This is a genomic window from Haemophilus sp. HMSC71H05 (assembly GCF_001838635.1).
Taxonomy (GTDB): domain Bacteria; phylum Pseudomonadota; class Gammaproteobacteria; order Enterobacterales; family Pasteurellaceae; genus Haemophilus_D; species Haemophilus_D parainfluenzae_R.
Genome location: NZ_KV838026.1, coordinates 41,000 through 58,554 on the forward strand (window position 1 = coordinate 41,000; position 17,555 = coordinate 58,554).

Annotated in this window: 14 protein-coding genes; 7 read left to right on the forward strand and 7 right to left on the reverse strand. The window is 37.9% G+C overall.

The genetic code is table 11. From position 1 onward, the window contains the following. Nucleotides 1-63: 63 nt before the first annotated feature. The 3 genes from HMPREF3279_RS01595 to purE form a co-directional block, all read right to left on the reverse strand. Nucleotides 64-1,254 (reverse strand): amino acid aminotransferase, encoded by a 1,191-nt coding sequence (locus HMPREF3279_RS01595; RefSeq protein ID WP_070867855.1) that lies wholly within the window; start codon nt 1,252-1,254, stop codon nt 64-66. Nucleotides 1,255-1,392: 138 nt separating this feature from the next. Continuing rightward, nucleotides 1,393-2,481, reverse strand: coding sequence for a 5-(carboxyamino)imidazole ribonucleotide synthase (gene purK / locus HMPREF3279_RS01600; RefSeq protein WP_070867856.1), 1,089 nt, complete (start codon nt 2,479-2,481; stop codon nt 1,393-1,395). A gap of 70 nt (nt 2,482-2,551) precedes the next feature. Continuing rightward, on the reverse strand, nt 2,552-3,046 hold the full coding sequence (gene purE, locus HMPREF3279_RS01605) for a 5-(carboxyamino)imidazole ribonucleotide mutase (protein WP_070867857.1): 495 nt from the start codon (nt 3,044-3,046) through the stop codon (nt 2,552-2,554). Between the two features lie 161 nt (nt 3,047-3,207). On the opposite strand from purE, the gene pepN reads away from it, so the two are divergent. From pepN to HMPREF3279_RS01630, 5 genes are all read left to right on the forward strand, one after another. Continuing rightward, nucleotides 3,208-5,817: an aminopeptidase N gene (gene pepN / locus HMPREF3279_RS01610; protein WP_070867858.1), complete on the forward strand. Its 2,610-nt coding sequence runs from the start codon at nt 3,208-3,210 to the stop codon at nt 5,815-5,817. Nucleotides 5,818-5,967: 150 nt separating this feature from the next. Next, a complete protein-coding gene (locus HMPREF3279_RS01615) occupies nt 5,968-7,578 on the forward strand; it encodes an ABC transporter substrate-binding protein (protein WP_070867859.1) in 1,611 nt (536 codons plus the stop codon). 131 nt (nt 7,579-7,709) lie between these two features. Further along, nucleotides 7,710-8,729, forward strand: a complete 1,020-nt coding sequence (gene pyrD / locus HMPREF3279_RS01620; RefSeq protein ID WP_070867860.1) for a quinone-dependent dihydroorotate dehydrogenase — start codon at nt 7,710-7,712, stop codon at nt 8,727-8,729. A gap of 12 nt (nt 8,730-8,741) precedes the next feature. Continuing rightward, nucleotides 8,742-9,362 (forward strand): Type 1 glutamine amidotransferase-like domain-containing protein, encoded by a 621-nt coding sequence (locus HMPREF3279_RS01625; RefSeq protein WP_070867861.1) that lies wholly within the window; start codon nt 8,742-8,744, stop codon nt 9,360-9,362. Nucleotides 9,363-9,370: 8 nt separating this feature from the next. Then, entirely contained in the window at nt 9,371-10,195 is an 825-nt protein-coding gene (locus tag HMPREF3279_RS01630) for an RNase RNM (protein ID WP_070867862.1), read from the forward strand. A gap of 28 nt (nt 10,196-10,223) precedes the next feature. Here the strand turns inward: HMPREF3279_RS01630 and HMPREF3279_RS01635 are convergent, their stop codons facing one another. Beyond that, complete coding sequence (locus tag HMPREF3279_RS01635) at nt 10,224-11,123, reverse strand: LysR family transcriptional regulator (protein WP_070867863.1); 900 nt, start codon at nt 11,121-11,123, stop codon at nt 10,224-10,226. 97 nt (nt 11,124-11,220) lie between these two features. On the opposite strand from HMPREF3279_RS01635, the gene topA reads away from it, so the two are divergent. Beyond that, on the forward strand, nt 11,221-13,827 hold the full coding sequence (gene topA, locus HMPREF3279_RS01640) for a type I DNA topoisomerase (RefSeq protein ID WP_070867864.1): 2,607 nt from the start codon (nt 11,221-11,223) through the stop codon (nt 13,825-13,827). Between the two features lies 1 nt (nt 13,828). Then, a complete protein-coding gene (locus tag HMPREF3279_RS01645; RefSeq protein WP_070867865.1) occupies nt 13,829-14,389 on the forward strand; it encodes an LOG family protein in 561 nt (186 codons plus the stop codon). A gap of 36 nt (nt 14,390-14,425) precedes the next feature. On the opposite strand, the gene HMPREF3279_RS01650 is transcribed toward HMPREF3279_RS01645, so the two are convergent. The 3 genes from HMPREF3279_RS01650 to HMPREF3279_RS01660 all read right to left on the reverse strand — a co-directional run bounded on the left by HMPREF3279_RS01650 (nt 14,426) and on the right by HMPREF3279_RS01660 (nt 17,291). Then, nucleotides 14,426-15,259 carry a DUF4198 domain-containing protein gene (locus HMPREF3279_RS01650; RefSeq protein WP_054419576.1) on the reverse strand — a complete coding sequence of 278 codons (834 nt, stop codon included), beginning with the start codon at nt 15,257-15,259 and terminating at the stop codon, nt 14,426-14,428. Nucleotides 15,260-15,457: 198 nt separating this feature from the next. After that, nucleotides 15,458-16,381: a universal stress protein UspE gene (gene uspE, locus HMPREF3279_RS01655; RefSeq protein WP_005697484.1), complete on the reverse strand. Its 924-nt coding sequence runs from the start codon at nt 16,379-16,381 to the stop codon at nt 15,458-15,460. A 136-nt stretch (nt 16,382-16,517) separates the two neighbouring features. Continuing rightward, nucleotides 16,518-17,291, reverse strand: coding sequence for an FNR family transcription factor (locus HMPREF3279_RS01660; RefSeq protein ID WP_049365484.1), 774 nt, complete (start codon nt 17,289-17,291; stop codon nt 16,518-16,520). Between the last annotated feature and the right edge of the window lie 264 nt (nt 17,292-17,555).

The following is a 17,555-nucleotide window of genomic DNA, read 5'->3' on the forward strand; positions in this document are numbered from 1 at the left end:
TATTTTGTTATGTTGAGATGAAAAAAGTGCGGTCAAATTTAACCGCACTTTTTATTTTATTGATTAAAGCACTTTAACGATGCTTTCACATAAATAACGAATATTGTCTTCAGTGATACCTGCTACGTTGATACGACCAGAACGAACAGCGTAAATCGCAAATTCTTCTTTTAAGCGGTCAACTTGTTCAGGTGATAAGCCGCTGAAAGAGAACATACCGTTTTGTTCCATGATAAAGCTGAAATCTTGTTCCGCACCATATTCTTTTAATAACTGAACGAATAAATGACGCATTTTTTTGATACGTTCACGCATTTCAGTTAATTCATTTTCCCATTCTTGACGAAGTTGCGGGTCATTTAACACCGTTGCTACGGTCGCCCCACCATGAGATGCAGGGTTAGAGTAGAGGGTACGAATAATTGATTTCACCTGTGTTAAAGCGGTTGAAGCAATTTCTGCATTTTCAGCCACAAGGGTAAAGGCACCGACACGCTCATTGTATAAACCAAAGTTTTTAGAGAATGAACTCGCCACTAATAATTCTTTATGATTTGCCGCAAAAGCACGTAAACCATAAGCATCTTGGTCTAAGCCATTGGCTAAACCTTGATAAGCAAAGTCAAAGAGTGGTAACCAACCATTTTTTGCTGAAAGTGCGGCTAATTCTTGCCATTGTTCAGGGGTTGGGTCAATACCGGTTGGGTTGTGGCAGCAACCGTGTAACAGCACCACATCGCCTTCATTTGCTTGACTTAAATCTTCAAGTAAATGTTCCCAGTCAAGGGATTTGCGTTCAGCATCATAATAACGATATTCACGAATTGTCATGCCTACCGCATTGAAAATGGCATTGTGGTTTGGCCATGTTGGCGTACTAATCCATACATTTTGTGCTTTGGTTTGACGTTTAATAAATTCCGCAGCAATACGTAATGCACCTGTACCGCCTAAGCTTTGTACCGTTCTTGCACGATTCGCTTTAATGACTTCTGAATCTTTACCGAAAAGGAGTTCTTTTGTACGTTCGTTATAATCTGCAATACCATCGATAGTCAGATAGTTTTTCGTTTTTTCGTTATCAAATAAGCGTTTTTCGGCTTCTTTTACCGCACGCATAATTGGCGTTGTACCTTGTGCATCTTTATAAACGCCAATACCTAAATTGATTTTATTTTCACGGGTTTCAGATTTGAATGCTTCGCCTAAGCCTAAGATAGGATCGGCCGGAGCCGCTTTGATATGTTCAAACATAGCTTTTCCTTATGTATGTGTTGTGAGATGAGTAATTTTATACTTCAGTCGATGGATTTTATCAAGAAGAACCTAATAAAAATCAACCGCACTTTGATGTTTTTAGATATTCATCAAAAAGTGCGGTTGTTTTTTCAATTATTTTAATTTATCAATCGCCCAATTTAAACCAGATTGGTAGTCTTCAGGGAGTTCGTGGCGAAGTTTTTCGAGCTGTTGAATAATGACCGTTTTATCAGGATGCGTAATATTGATATGACCTAATTTTCTACCTGGACGAACTTCCTTACCATACCAATGTAACTGAGAGAAAGGCGTGTTCAACCATTGTGGATTATGTTCTGTACCAATTAAATTAACCATGACACTTGGTGCAATTGGTTGTAATGACGGTGTAGGTAAATCTAATAAAGCACGTAGATGCAATTCAAATTGACTAATGGCACAGCCTAGTTGCGTCCAATGTCCACTGTTATGCACACGAGGGGCAAGTTCATTAATTAATAATTTATCCCCCACCACAAAGCATTCCATCGCCATTACGCCTACATATTCAAGTTTATCCATGATTTTCCCGAGCATAGATTCAGCCTGAATTTGTTGGCTTTGTTGTTGAGGGAATGAAATATCTGTCACACTGTAACGTAAAATGCCATTTTGCTGTAGGTTATGTGTCACTGGGTAGAAGCGTTTTTCACCGTTTTTAAATCTTGCGCCTACAATAGAGACTTCATAATCAAAAGGAATAAATTTTTCTGCGATAACTTCACCGAATAAATCGTCTGTGATATCACTTTGATTATTTTCAGTGATAATCCATTGACCACGACCGTCATAACCACCTGTGCGACGTTTTACCACGACTTTTTCGCCCACGTTTTTAAATACTTCAGGCCATTGCGTTTTATCTTTTAACAAACACCATGGTGAGGTAGAGAGATTGAGTTCATCCAGTAAAGATTTTTGGGTAAAACGATCAGCCAATAAGCCAAAAACATTCTGATTAACGAAATTTTTATGGTGACCTAATAATTCGGTTAACGGTGTTTTTTCCCAACGTTCAATTTCCGCGGTGATGATGGCATCTTTGGGTAAATCAAATACGGGCGCATTAAATTCAAGCGGCTGGACATGAATATCTAATGGAGCTCCTGCATAACGTAACATTCTGCCGAGTTGACCATTACCAAGCACATAAACGGTAGGATATAGGGTAGAGTTTTGCATAAAATTTCTCATCAAATCTAGCTAAAAAAACAACCGCACTTTAAAAAGTGCGGTCAAAATGAAAAGTGTTTTATTTACGTGGATCAGGATTATCCAATACCACATTAGTTTGATTTTCGCGGAATACTTGTAGGCGAGCGAATAATGCATTATCCCAACCAGCAAGAATTTGTGCGGCGAGTAATCCCGCATTCGCTGCGCCAGCAGGACCAATTGCTAAAGTACCAACAGGAATACCCTTAGGCATTTGCACGATAGAATAGAGACTATCAACACCGCTTAACATAGAACTTTTAACTGGGACGCCCAATACAGGCACAAGCGTTTTAGCTGCAATCATACCGGGTAAATGAGCTGCACCACCTGCACCCGCAATAATCACTTTGTAACCATTCTTTTGTGCATTTTCGGCAAATTCAAACAGTTTGTCGGGGGTTCGATGTGCGGAAACGACTTCAACATGATATGCCACATTGAGTTCATCTAAAATTTGAGTGGCTTCTTGCATGGTTGCCCAATCGCTTTTTGAGCCCATAACAATAGCAATTTGTGCGGTATTTGACATATTTTTAAAAAATTATCTGATAAAAAACGATGCGTAGAATAGCATATTTACCTACTTTTAAGCAAACGTTTGCCATGTGGTAAAAACTGAAAATTCCATTGCAAGTTTTGTCATAAAATCTTATCCTAATACGAGTTTTTTTCTTAGAAATAGAGCAGATTATGTTAGCTAAAGCGAAATATAGAAAAGATTACAAACAACCTGATTTTACGGTTACGGATATTTTCCTTGATTTTCAATTAGATCCTAACCATACCGTTGTCACTGCAAAAACAACCTTCCAACGTTTAAACGACGAAGCAACCCATCTACGATTAGATGGTCATGGTTTCCAATTTGCCTCCATCAAATTTAATGGCGAAGATTTCAAACATTATCATCAAGACCACGAAAGTTTAACGTTAGATTTAACCAATCAAAGTGCGGCCAATTTTGAACTTGAAATTGTGACGAATCTAGAGCCTGCACAAAACACCTCTTTACAAGGGCTTTATCAATCTGGCGAGGGCATTTGTACACAATGTGAAGCAGAAGGTTTCCGTCAAATCACCTATATGCTTGACCGTCCAGATGTATTGGCACGCTATACAACCAAAATTACCGCGGATAAGACTAAATATCCTTACTTACTTTCTAATGGTAATCGCATTGCAAGTGGTGAATTAGAGGACGGTCGTCATTGGGTTGAATGGAATGACCCATTCCCGAAACCAAGCTATTTATTCGCTTTAGTAGCTGGTGATTTTGATTTGTTACAAGATACCTTTACCACAAAAAGTGGTCGAGAAGTGGCTTTAGAGCTTTATGTTGATCGCGGCAATCTTGATCGCGCCTCTTGGGCAATGGAAAGTCTGAAAAAATCCATGAAATGGGATGAAGACCGTTTCAATTTAGAATACGACTTAGATATTTACATGATTGTTGCCGTGGACTTCTTCAATATGGGGGCCATGGAAAATAAAGGGTTGAATATTTTTAACTCTAAATTTGTGTTGGCGAATCCACAAACAGCAACCGATGATGATTATCTCGCCATTGAAAGCGTGATTGCACACGAATATTTCCATAACTGGACAGGAAACCGTGTGACTTGCCGTGATTGGTTCCAATTAAGTTTGAAAGAAGGTTTAACAGTTTTCCGTGATCAAGAATTTTCATCTGATACAGGCTCTCGTGCCGTTAATCGCATTAATAACGTGAAATTCTTACGTACGGTACAATTTGCCGAAGATGCAAGCCCAATGTCACACCCAATTCGCCCTGAAAAAGTCATTGAAATGAATAACTTCTATACCGTGACTGTATATGAAAAAGGGGCAGAAGTGATTCGTATGTTGCACACCTTATTAGGTGAACAAGGTTTCCAAAAAGGGATGCAACTTTATATTGCAGAAAATGACGGTAAAGCCGCAACCTGTGAAGATTTTGTTTCTGCAATGGAACGTGCGAATGATGTTGATTTAGCACAATTCCGTCGTTGGTATAGCCAATCAGGTACGCCAGAATTATTGATTAGTGATGCCTATGACGAACAAACTCATACTTATCGTTTAACCGTTTCACAATCTACGCCACCAACAGCGGACCAAATGGAAAAAGTAAACTTACATATTCCATTGAAAATTGCACTTTATGATGCCAAAGGTACTAAACAAATGTTACAGCATAACGGTGAATTGTTAAGTGATGTATTAAATGTAACAGAAAAAGACCAAGTGTTTGAGTTCCATGGCATTTATGGTCGCCCAATTCCTGCATTATTATGTGATTTCTCTGCACCGGTGAAACTCGATTATGATTACACCACAGAGCAGTTATTAGGTTTGCTTAAATTCGCTGATAACCAATTTGCTCGTTGGGATGCAGCACAAATGCTGTTTACCCAAGAATTGCGTCGTAATGTGGCGCATTTCCAACAAGGTGAAGCCTTTGAAATTTCACCTGATGTTTTAACTGCACTTGCGCATGTATTGGAAAATTACGAACAGGATATTGAATTAGCTACATTAATTCTAACCTTGCCAAAAGACATTGAATTTGCAGAAAGCTTTAAAACGATTGATCCAGATGGCATTGCAGCCGCAAGAGAATTTATGTTGGTGCAAATTGCAGAATACTTGAAAGAAGATTTATTGCGTATTTACACCCATATTCGTCTTGAAGATTATCGAGTAACACAAGAAGATATTGCCTTACGAGCAATGCGTAATCTTTGTTTAAGTTATTTGGCTTACACCAATCTTGGTAATAATGTCGTTCAAAAACATTATAACAATGCCAATAATATGACAGATACGTTGGCGGCATTAAATATGGCAACTAAAGCCTCGTTACCTTGCCGTGATACTTTGTTAGCGGATTTTGAACAAAAATGGCAACATGATGGCTTAGTTATGGATAAATGGTTTGCTTTACAAGCAACCCGTCCAGATGAAAACGTATTGGAAATTGTACAAGCATTAATGGATCACCCAAGCTTTAACTTCAACAATCCAAACCGTTTACGTTCATTAGTGGGTAGCTTTGCAAATCACAACTTAAAAGCTTTCCATCATATCAGTGGTTCAGGCTATCGTTTCTTAACGGATGTTTTAATTCGTTTAAATGAAACAAATCCACAAGTGGCTGCGCGTTTAATTGAGCCATTAATTCGTTTCTCTCGTTTTGATGCACAACGTCAAACGTTAATGAAACGTGCCTTAGAACGATTAAGTGCTGTTGAAGATCTCTCAAAAGATTTATTTGAGAAAATTGAAAAAGCCTTGCAATAACTGCTGAACAGATACTTCATAAATTCAATACGGGATGTCTAAGACATTCCGTATTTTTTTCAAATTTGTTAACTATATCAATCTTTTCTTTTATTGCCTTTGATAGAATGATTAATGGCATTTCGCCATATTAGTTAATAAGGATTTTATATGAAAACATACAAAACATCAGTGCTGGTCAGTATGATGCTTGGCATTTTTTCAACAACAGCATTTTCAGCCACTGTGCCTGCTGGTACAACACTTTCTGAAACACAGACTTTCCGTCAAAATACACATAGTGATCCCGGGTCACTTGATCCTCAATTGGTGCAAGAAAATACAGCTGCACAAATTGCGATTGATTTATTTGAAGGATTAATTTGGTTAGATGAAAATGGACAAGTACAGCCAGCGCAGGCAGAGAAATGGACAGTCTCTGACGATGGTAAGATTTATACTTTTTCATTACGTGATGCAAAATGGTCAGATGGTACACCGGTAACGGCTCAAGATTTCGTGCTAGGTTGGCAACGAGCAGTTGATCCTAAGTTTGGTAGTCCAAATGCCAGTTATTTGTCTAAAGCACATATTTTAAATGCAGAAGATGTGATGCAAGGTAAACAGCCTATAAGTGCGTTGGGTATTAAGGCGATTAATGATAAACAACTTGAAATCAAACTAACCCAAGCCACACCTTACTTCTTACAGCTACTCGCATATCCTACAACATTTCCTGTTCCCCATCATAAATTAGCGCAATTTGGCGATAAATGGACTACCCCTCAAAATATCGTGAGTAATGGTGCTTATAAATTAAAACAATGGACAATTAACGAGAAAATTACAGCAGAACGTAACCCAGTCTATTGGAATAATAAAAATACGCGCATTAATACTTCAGAATATCTATTTCAAGAAAGTTTGTCTTCGGCATATCAACGTTACCAAGCTAAAGAATTGGATTTAACCTGGATACCAGTGGAGCAAATTCCGCACATTCAGAAAAATACACCGAATGCGCTAATTGTGGTGCCTAGACTAACGACTGAATTCTATACTTTTAATGTGGCGAAACCACCGTTTGATAACGAAAAGGTTCGAAAAGCGCTATATCTTACGTTAGATCGACCATTAATAGCAGAACATATTATTGGGTTACGTAAACCTGCAGCGACATTGACACCTCCAGAAGTTAATGGTTTTACTGCACCGAACATTGCTGAATTAAATCAACCGTTAACAGATAGAGTTAAACAAGCTAAAAAATTATTAAATGATGCTGGATATAACGAAAAACATCCGCTCCAGTTCGAGATTTTTTATAATAAATATGCGACACATGAAAAAGTTGCGTTAGCATTAGCTTCAGAATGGAAAAAACAATTAGGTGCAGATGTGAAATTACGTACGATGGAATGGAAAACCTATTTAGGAGAACGCAATATGGGAAATTTCCAATTGTCACGTATGTCAATTGATGCAGAATATAATGAACCATCAGCATTTCTTAATTCATTAGTTTCAACATCTCCAGAAAATGTGGGGCATTGGAAAAATGAGAAATTTGATCAAATCATGAAAGAAGCACAAAGTACTTTAAATGATAAGACGCGTGCTGAATTATATCGTCAAGCAGAGCTGATTATTGCGGAAGAGACGCCTCTAATCCCGATATTCTATTCACCGCTGATCAAAGTAATTAATCCAGCTGTAGGTGGATTCCCAATGCATAATCCACAGGATTATGTTTATACCAAGGAGCTTTACATTCGCAAGTAGAGTTATCTAAGTACCTTTCGTTGCATATACTTTGCTTTCATTTTAAAATGCAACACAACTTTTCAACAAAAGTGCGGTAAAATCAACCGCACTTTCCATTTACAGTGAACTATCCTGAGAGATAAACGAGTATGTATTCTTTGATCCGTAAAGCCATCTTTTCCCTTGACCCTGAAACTGCTCATGATTTAGTGATTAAATCATTGCACTTCGCGGGTAAATCGCCTTGCCAATTTTTATTAAAGCAGCTTTTGGCTTGTCCACAAGGTACGCCTAAGCAAGTAATGGGCATCACGTTTAAAAATCCTATTGGATTAGCGGCAGGGGCAGATAAAAATGCCGAAGTCATTGATGGATTTGGTGCGATGGGATTTGGTTTTATTGAAGTAGGGACGGTTACGCCTTTGGCGCAAGAGGGAAATGCTAAGCCTCGTCAATTCCGTTTAGTTGAAGCGGAAGGGATTATTAACCGTAACGGATTCAATAATTATGGCATTGATTACGTAGTCGAGAATGTTAAAAAAGCAAAATTTGATGGCGTAATTGGGATTAATATTGGCAAAAATAAAATCACGCCCCTTGAAAAGGGCAAAGATGATTACTTATTTTGCTTAAACAAAGCCTATAACTATGCGGATTACATCACGGTAAATATTTCATCACCGAACACGCCAGATTTACGCCAATTACAGTATGGTGATTACTTTGATGATTTATTGCAAAGTATAAAACAGCGTCAAAAAGTATTAGCTGAGCAATATAACAAATATGTACCGATTGCAGTAAAAATTGCACCTGATTTATCTGAGGCTGAGCTCGTTCAAATTGCAGATACCTTACTTCATCATCAAATGGACGGGGTAATTGCGACTAATACGACGATTTCACGTGACAACGTCGCAGGTTTAAAAAATGCTGAACAACAAGGTGGCTTAAGTGGAAAACCGTTACAGCAGAAAAGTACAGAAATTATTCGAAGATTGCATCAAGAACTAAAAGGGCAAATCCCGATTATTGGTAGTGGTGGTATTGATGGTGTACAAAATGCGCAAGAGAAAATTGAAGCGGGAGCAGAATTGTTACAAGTTTATTCGGGTTTGATTTATCACGGTCCAAGCTTAGTTAAAGACTTGGTTCAGGCGATTAAGTAAGAGATAAATAATATGAAAACATTATTTCTAGCCTCTTATTTTGCAGGCGTAGAAAATATTTTCAGACAATTTTTAAAACAGCATTTTTTATTGCATAAAGTGCTATTTATTCCTACTGCAGGTAATGTAGAAAGCTATGTTGAATACATTAATGAGGCAAAAGATATTTTTCATAAATTAGGTTTTGAAGTCGATGTTTTGGATATCGCCCAAGAAACAGAAGAGATCATTAAAGAGAAATTAAATTATACGCCGAGCCTTTACATTTCTGGTGGTAATACGTTTTATCTATTACAAGAGTTGAAAAGAAAGCATTTATTACCACATATAAAAAAACGAATTGATGAAGGTATGCTTTATCTTGGTGAATCTGCCGGTGCTATTATTACCGCCAGCGACATCGAGTATAATCAAATTATGGATGACAAAAATATAGCTATCGATTTAACCAATTATTCAGCTTTAAATTTAGTCGATTTTGCAATTGTTCCACATTATGGTGAGTTTCCTTTTGAAGAGAGTTCAAAGAAAACTGTTCAGATCTATCAACCCAAATTGAATTTACTCCCTTTAACAAATAGCCAAGCTGTAATTGTTAATGAAGATAATTACACTATTCAAACTAATTTATAGGAAAGCCGATGATCAAATATGATTTACATTGCCATAGTACGGCTTCAGATGGTGTTTTAACGCCTACGGAGCTTGTGCAACGAGCTCATGAGCAAGGTGTCAATGTGCTTGCTTTATGTGATCACGACACCGTGATGGGCATTGATGAAGCCAAACTTGAAGCAGATAAATTAGGTATTGAGCTAATTAATGGCGTAGAAATTTCAACGAATTGGGAAGGTCGTGGCATCCATATTGTTGGATTAAATTTTGATAAAACGCATCCCAAAATGACCGCACTTTTAGCCGAACAAAAATCACTGAGAGAAAAAAGAGCGGTTGAAATTGGTCATAAATTAGAAAAAGTAGGCGTCCCCAATGCCTATGAAGGGGCAAAAGCGTTAGCTAATGGAGAAGTAACTCGTGCCCATTATGCGCGTTATTTGGTGCAAATTGGAAAGGTTTCAAATGATGGACAAGCCTTTAAGCGTTATCTCGGCGGTGGAAAATCGTGTTTTGTCAAAGCTGAATGGGTGGATATTCCAACAGCGATTGATACGATTCATGTTGCTGGAGGAGTTGCAGTCATTGCCCATCCTATGCGTTATAACATGACAGGAAAATGGATTCGTCGATTAATTGTTGATTTCAAACAATGGGGTGGTGATGGCATGGAAGTCGCAGATAGTGGACAAACTAAAGATCAACGTCAGTACCTTGCGCGTTTAGCTAATGAATATGACTTAGCTGCCTCTTTAGGGTCAGACTTTCATTTTCCTTGCGGATGGATTGAATTAGGAAAGAATTTATTTTTACCTGAAGAGGTAAAACCGATTTGGACATTATTTGAATAATAAAGGGCGGTCAATCCGCCCTTATTTTTTATATTTGACTGTTCTCACACAAACCGAGACTCGCTAGAAATTCAATAAATGCGCGAACTTTAGCTGGTAAATGACGACGATTTGGGTAAACCACATAAATATCTAAAGGTTTTTGTTTATATTCAGACAAAATTTCAACTAATTCACCTGAAGCAAGCGCATCTTTTACAAAGAAATCCGGTGCATTACTGATGCCCAATCCTGCTTTTGTCATTTCTAACAACGCCATACCATTATTGGAAACCACTTTAGATTGAATTTTATAACGTTGAATTTGATTGGCTTTTGTTGATTGCCAATGCACTTGATTTAACGATGATTTATAAAGTAAACCTTGGTGATATTCTAAATCATCAGGTGTAAGCGGTGTGCCTCGCGACTCTAAATAACTTGGCGAAGCAACGAAATGCATAGAGGAGCTGCTAATTTTACGCGCAACAAGTGAGCTATCTTGCATATAGCCGATACGTAATGCTAAGTCATAGCCTTCCGCAACGAGATCAACACGTTTGTCTTCAAATTCAATTTCTACGTGTAAATTAGGGTGAAGCTCAATAAATTTAGATAAGTTAGGCGAGATATAAAGTAAGCCAAAATCACGCGGCACAGAGATTAATAAATTACCTTGTAAGCTTGTCGCCATATTACTAATGCTAGAATCAGCCTCGCTTAAATCTAATAAAATAGCTTGGCAACGTTGGTAATAAAGCATACCGGCTTCAGTTGGCACAATTTTTCGTGTTGTACGTTGTAATAATCGTGTTTTTAAATGTTCTTCTAATTGTGAAACTAGTTTACTCGCCATTGCCACAGAAATATTCTGTTGGTTTGCGGCTTGTGTAAAACTTTGCGTTTCGATCACTTTACAGAAAACCGAAATTGCATTGAGTTTATCCATTTATAAATCCTTTTTGAAAAAAAGCTTGATTTTATCGGCGTAAGTTTGCAGTATATCGCCAATTTTACAGAATTCTAGTTATATTTTAGGTAAGCAAATGAGCAAATCTTTAGTGATTGTGGAGTCGCCGGCCAAAGCGAAAACCATCAATAAATATTTAGGTAGCCAGTATGTGGTGAAATCCAGCGTAGGGCATATTTGTGATTTGCCTACTGCAGGGAGTAGCACAGGCGAGAAGGCTAAACCCGTTTCCACTAAAGGATTAAGTGCGGAAGAAAAAAACAAAATTAAAGCAGAAAAAGACCGTGCGGCCTTAGTGAAACGTATGGGAATTGACCCCTATGACGATTGGAAAGCCAATTACCAAATTCTACCAGGCAAAGAAAAAGTGGTAGCCGAATTAAAATCCCTTGCTAAAAAATCCGACCATGTTTATCTCGCAACTGACTTGGATAGAGAAGGGGAAGCTATCGCGTGGCATTTACGTGAAGTCATTGGTGGCGATGATAGTCGTTTTAGCCGAGTTGTATTTAATGAGATTACTAAGAAAGCGATTGAAAAAGCATTCCAGCATCCTGCTCACATTAATATGGACCAGGTTAATGCTCAGCAAACCCGTCGTTTCTTAGACCGCGTGGTGGGCTTTATGGTGTCGCCATTATTATGGAAGAAAGTGGCGCGAGGTCTATCAGCTGGACGTGTGCAATCTGTTGCCGTGAAATTGGTAGTAGAGCGTGAACGTGAAATCAAAGCATTTCAACCAGAAGAGTTTTGGGAAATTGAAGCACTAACCCAAACGAGCAAGAAAGAAGACTTGCGTTTGGATGTGGTGCAATATAAAGGTAAGAAATTTGAGCCGAAAAATGAAAAAGAAGCTCAAAGTGCGGTCGATTTCTTAAATAAATCACATTACGTTGTCACAGATTTAGAAACAAAACCAACAGGTTCTAAACCAAGAGCCCCATTTATTACTTCAACCTTACAACAAACTGCAAGCACGCGTTTGGGGTTTGGGGTGAAGAAAACCATGATGTTGGCACAACGTTTATACGAAGCTGGTTACATCACTTATATGCGTACTGACTCTACCAACTTGAGTCAAGATGCATTAAATATGGCACGCTCTTATATCGAAAGCCATTTCGGCAAAGATTATTTGCCAGCTAAACCGAATTTCTATTCGAGCAAAGAAAATGCACAAGAAGCACACGAAGCGATTCGTCCTTCTGATGTGAAAATGCTCGCGGAACATTTAAGTGGCATGGATAAAGATGCCGTGCGTTTATATGATTTAATCTGGCGTCAATTTGTGGCTTGTCAAATGCCGGCTGCACAATATGACAGTACAACAGTCACTGTAATGGCTGGCGATTATGAGTTGAAAGCCAAAGGCCGTATTTTACGTTTTGATGGTTGGACAAAAGTCTTGCCACAATTAGGTAAAAACCCAGAAGACCAAATTTTACCGGCTGTGAGTTTAAACGAAACATTAGCACTAAAAACAGTTTCGCCAAGCCAACACTTCACTAAACCGCCTGCTCGTTTTACTGAAGCAGCATTGGTTAAAGAATTGGAGAAGCGTGGTATTGGTCGTCCTTCGACTTATGCAGCAATTATTTCGACTATTCAAGAACGTGGTTATGTTCGCATTGAAAATCGCCGTTTCTATGCCGAGAAAATGGGCGAAATTGTTACTGATCGCTTAAATCAATCTTTTACTGATTTGATGAGCTACGATTTCACCGCCAACATGGAAAACGTACTAGATCAAATTGCATCTGGTGAGAAAAATTGGAAGGCTGAGTTAAATCAATTCTTCAAAGATTTTTCTACCCAACTTTCTACGGCTGAATTAGATGAGTTAGAAGGTGGAATGAAGCCGAATAGCCTTGTGCTCACCGATATTGATTGCCCAACTTGTGGCCGCAAAATGGCGATTCGCACAGCAAGTACAGGTGTCTTCCTTGGTTGTTCAGGTTATGCATTACCACCAAAAGAGCGTTGTAAAACGACGATTAATCTCATTCCAGAAGCAGAATTACTCAATGTATTGGATGAGGCTTCTGAGACCAAAGCCTTAATGGATCGTAAACGTTGTCCGAAATGCGGTACCGCGATGGATAGCTACATCATTGACCCACATCGTAAATTACATATTTGTGGTAACAATCCGAATTGTGATGGTTATTTGGTTGAACAAGGCCAATTCAAAATTAAAGGCTATGACGGCCCGATTGTAGAATGTGACAAGTGTGGTGCGGATATGCACTTGAAACTCGGTCGTTTTGGTAAATATATGGGCTGTACCAACTGTGATAACACCCGTAAGATTTTGAAAAACGGCGAGGTTGCACCGCCAAAAGAAGAACCGGTTCATTTCCCTGAATTGAAATGTGAAAAATCTGATGCGTATTTTGTATTACGAGATGGGGCAAGTGGCGTGTTTATGTCAGCACATAACTTCCCTAAATCACGTGAAACTCGACCGGCAAAAGTGGCTGAATTAGCGCTTTATCGTGATCGTTTACCGGAAAAATTACGTTATTTAGCAGATGCACCACAAAAAGATTCTGAGGGTAATGAAGCCATTATCCGCTTTAGCCGTAAAGAAAAACATCAATATGTGACATCTGAAAAGAATGGCAAAGCCACAAAATGGATTGTGGATTATATTGATGGAAAATGGGTAGAACGGAAAAAGTAGGATGAACATCACGGTTTATTGCGGTGCGAGTTTGGGTAATGATTCTACTTATCAGGCTGCCGCAAAAAAATTAGGAAAATGGATTGCAGATGGTCAACATACTTTAGTTTATGGTGGCGGAAAATTGGGATTAATGGGCGTAGTTGCAGATACTGTACTTGCTCATCAAGGTAAAGTAATTGGCATTATCCCTCAATTTTTACAAGACAGAGAAGTTTCACATCCTAATTTAACTAAGACCGTAATTGTTGAAAGCATGTCTGAGCGAAAAAATAAAATGATTGAGCTTGGCGATGCTTATATTGCTTTGCCTGGCGGACCTGGCACTTTAGAAGAAATTACTGAAGTGATTTCTTGGGCGCGAATTGGAAAAAATAACAATCCTTGTATTCTATTTAATGAAAAGGGGTATTTTGATTCATTAAAGTCCTTTTTTAGCCATATGGTGAAAGAAGGCTTCTTTACTCAAGGTGATTTTGAGAAGATTTTATTCTCAAATAATCTTCAAGAAATCGAAACCTTTATTGAACATTACCAACCTCCAGCGTTAAGAACATATTAAAAAAGTGCGGTTAAATTTGACCGCACTTTTTTATGATTAATGATGATGTTCTGGTTTTGGTGGGAGTTTAGCTCTAGCTTTACCAACAGGGAGAATTAACGTCGCGTAATTCGCTGAATGTTGACAAACTTTTTGATCTTCAAATGGTTCTTTATGAATCACTTTAAGTTTCCAAACGCCTTCAATTAATGGAATAAAGTTAACTTTACCTTCTTTGTCTGTTTTACCAGAAAAGGCTTGCGGCTCACGGTGAGATGTTGCCGCTTCCATATCTTTTACAACAAATGTATCAGAGGTTGCGATAATCGTTTCGCCTGCAAGTGGTTGGTCTTTATAGAAAATCTGAACAGGGAAAGCTTCACCTGCTTTAATTGTTTTCGGATCTTTAAGTGGCACGATTTCAAGTGGTAAGCCGAGGCGTGTCATTGCCATATCTGCATTTAATGGTTTTTTGCCCACTACAGTAAAGGCTTTACCAAACATTTGAGTTTGTTCGCAATAGAATGCATTTGGTGTGCCTTGTAAGTTATCCATTTTCCAACCTTCATTATTTTGTGACCAGAAAGTTGGTTTATAAGTCGCTGTTACCCAATATGAACCGTCTTTTAACGGTTTTTCTGATTGATATTGGTAGTTTTCACCTTTTTGTACTAATGTTTGCATTTCACCATCTTGATTGATGAGTTCCATCGGTGGAAAAATAGCAAGACGTTTTTCAGGAATTTTTTCAACGTAGGGGTAGTCACCATAAGCTAAATCAGCTTTTAAAACGCTATTAGAAGCAAGTTGTGCTGGTGTTGCAACCCAAACTTCATGTGCTTGCGCGAGCGCAGAGAAGCCAAGTAGTGCTGCAATTAATGTTTTTTTCATTGTCTTTCCTTTTTAATCAATAAATCAATTTATAGAAAGTCTTCGATAGGGCGGAGGAGTATAACGAAAAAGAAATGATGAGACGAATGAAAAAAGTTGATTCTGTGAGGAACTTCACATTTTTTTAACAAAAAAGTGCAGTCAATAAAACGATTGTTTTTCTGACCGCACTTGTTTTAAATAAAAAGCTAAATAGGCTTATTTTTTAGATGGTTTAATAGCTAATAAATTGCAGCTTAATTTACTAATTACATGTTCAGCTGTATTACCTAGTAACGCTGCAGATAAACCCGTTCTTCCCACTGTGCCTAAAATCACTAATTCAGCTTCAATTTCTTTCGCCACTTCAGGAATCACCTCTTCAGGGAAACCTTCGCGTACATGGGTATGATCTTCATCAATACCAAATTTTTGACGTAAGGCTTTCATATTGATAAGGTGTTGACCACGAATGCCATTTTCATAACCTGAAGTATTAAATTCAGGTAAATCAATCGCCATATTAATTGGCGCAACAGGGTAGGCTGCCACTAAATGTACGTTACCACGGTTTAAGTTTTCCGCTAAATTCATACCTGTTGAAACTAATTCTTGATTGAATTCATCTTGATATTCTTGCTCACCCGACACATTAACAGCAACTAAAATACGGCGTTGGTGTTTCCAGTCACCATCACGTACCATCAATACAGGGATTGGACATTTACGTAACAATTGCCAATCTACCGGTGTGAAAATCAATGAAGTGAAACTTTCTTCATCTTTAGTGTATTTCACAACGAGGTCGTATTGATTCTTTTCAACTTCTTCACGAATTGCATCCGCTTCATTACTGCTCCATACAATGTGAGATTCAAATTCAATTTCTGGATCTGCATATTTATCTAAATAAAATTGCACAGCTTGACGTTGTTGTTCAATGGCTGTTTTATGCATTTGACTACGTTCTTCTGAGGAAAGAAGCGCAGACATTTCATAAGATAGGTCATAGACACTCAACAGAGTAGTGATTTTTACTTTTGTTTCATTTTGTTGTTCTTTAACAAGACGAACGGCACGAGCGAGCGCATATTGTTTTTCGTTATCAGGGTTAAGTACAACAAGAATATTATTAAATTTCATAAAGCCTCCAAGATATGAGATATCAATAGGATAGAAAAGATTTTAAGTGATGACAAGAACCTATTATAAAAAAAGTGATTTTGTACAAGTTTTTTGTCTCAAATACTAAAAAAGCGTGAAAACTCACGCTTTTTATCTATTCCACTAACTGGATTTTGGTTTTATGTACACCTGTTAAATCAATCAAAGCATTAATATCATTAATAGTAATGTATTTACCTTGCACAGAGAGTACACCTAATTTTTGGAAACGACCGAGTAAACGACTGATCGTCTCAACAGTTAGGCCGAGGTAATTACCAATATCGCTGCGAGTCATGGTTAAACGGAATTCTTTCGCTGAGAAACCTCGAGCTGAATAGCGTTTAGATAGGTTATGGATGAATGCGGCTAAACGTTCTTCAGCATTCATTTTAGACAGTAATAAAATCATTTCTTGATCGCTTTTGATTTCACTACTCATTAAACGCATAATTTGCTGACGAAGCTTAGGCATTTTGCCAGATAAATCATCTAAGATATCAAAGGGAATTTCACATACCATAGCGGTTTCCAATGCTTGAGCAAAACTTGGGTGTTGCATATTGGTGATCGCATCGAAACCGACTAAATCACCCGGTAAGTGAAAAGAGGTAATTTGTTCTTCGCCCGCTTCACTAATAGTATAAGTTTTAATGGTACCGGAACGAATCGCATAAATAGAATTAAGCGTGTCGCCCGCTTTAAAAAGGACTTGAGATTTTTGTATAGGCTTTTTACGCTCGATGATATTATCAAGCTGATCAAGCTCATGTTCGTTCAATGTGAAAGGAATACAAAGTTGACTAATGCTGCAATCCTGGCAATGAATCGCACAACCACCAGATTGAACTCTGCGCCCTGATTTGGTTTCTGAAACGAAATTCTTCATTAGTTCCTCAAATCGATAAATATAGTGTAAAATTGATCTAACGCAATTATTCTACCACTAAATAGTCAATTTAAGAAGTTATCTACGAGTAAATAGGTATGGCAGCAGAAAAATTAACCAAAAAACGTTTAATACAAATTATTATCATGTTGATTATTTTGGTCAGTGCATTTGTTTGGCGATATATATTGCAATAAGTGCGGTCAAATTTTTCATTATTTTAGCGTATAAAAAAGAGCCACGATTTTGTGGCTCTTTGTTTTA

Bases quoted from the DNA above. Each gene is read 5' to 3' on its own strand.
- HMPREF3279_RS01660 (WP_049365484.1), bottom strand. From the start codon at position 17,291: ATGAAGAATTTCGTTTCAGAAACCAAATCAGGGCGCAGAGTTCAATCT.
- pyrD (WP_070867860.1), top strand. From the start codon at position 7,710: ATGTATTCTTTGATCCGTAAAGCCATCTTTTCCCTTGACCCTGAAACT.
- HMPREF3279_RS01645 (WP_070867865.1), top strand. From the start codon at position 13,829: ATGAACATCACGGTTTATTGCGGTGCGAGTTTGGGTAATGATTCTACT.
- pepN (WP_070867858.1), top strand. From the start codon at position 3,208: ATGTTAGCTAAAGCGAAATATAGAAAAGATTACAAACAACCTGATTTT.
- HMPREF3279_RS01595 (WP_070867855.1), bottom strand. From the start codon at position 1,254: ATGTTTGAACATATCAAAGCGGCTCCGGCCGATCCTATCTTAGGCTTA.
- purK (WP_070867856.1), bottom strand. From the start codon at position 2,481: ATGCAAAACTCTACCCTATATCCTACCGTTTATGTGCTTGGTAATGGT.
- uspE (WP_005697484.1), bottom strand. From the start codon at position 16,381: ATGAAATTTAATAATATTCTTGTTGTACTTAACCCTGATAACGAAAAA.
- HMPREF3279_RS01625 (WP_070867861.1), top strand. From the start codon at position 8,742: ATGAAAACATTATTTCTAGCCTCTTATTTTGCAGGCGTAGAAAATATT.
- HMPREF3279_RS01635 (WP_070867863.1), bottom strand. From the start codon at position 11,123: ATGGATAAACTCAATGCAATTTCGGTTTTCTGTAAAGTGATCGAAACG.
- HMPREF3279_RS01650 (WP_054419576.1), bottom strand. From the start codon at position 15,259: ATGAAAAAAACATTAATTGCAGCACTACTTGGCTTCTCTGCGCTCGCG.
- topA (WP_070867864.1), top strand. From the start codon at position 11,221: ATGAGCAAATCTTTAGTGATTGTGGAGTCGCCGGCCAAAGCGAAAACC.
- HMPREF3279_RS01630 (WP_070867862.1), top strand. From the start codon at position 9,371: ATGATCAAATATGATTTACATTGCCATAGTACGGCTTCAGATGGTGTT.
- HMPREF3279_RS01615 (WP_070867859.1), top strand. From the start codon at position 5,968: ATGAAAACATACAAAACATCAGTGCTGGTCAGTATGATGCTTGGCATT.
- purE (WP_070867857.1), bottom strand. From the start codon at position 3,046: ATGTCAAATACCGCACAAATTGCTATTGTTATGGGCTCAAAAAGCGAT.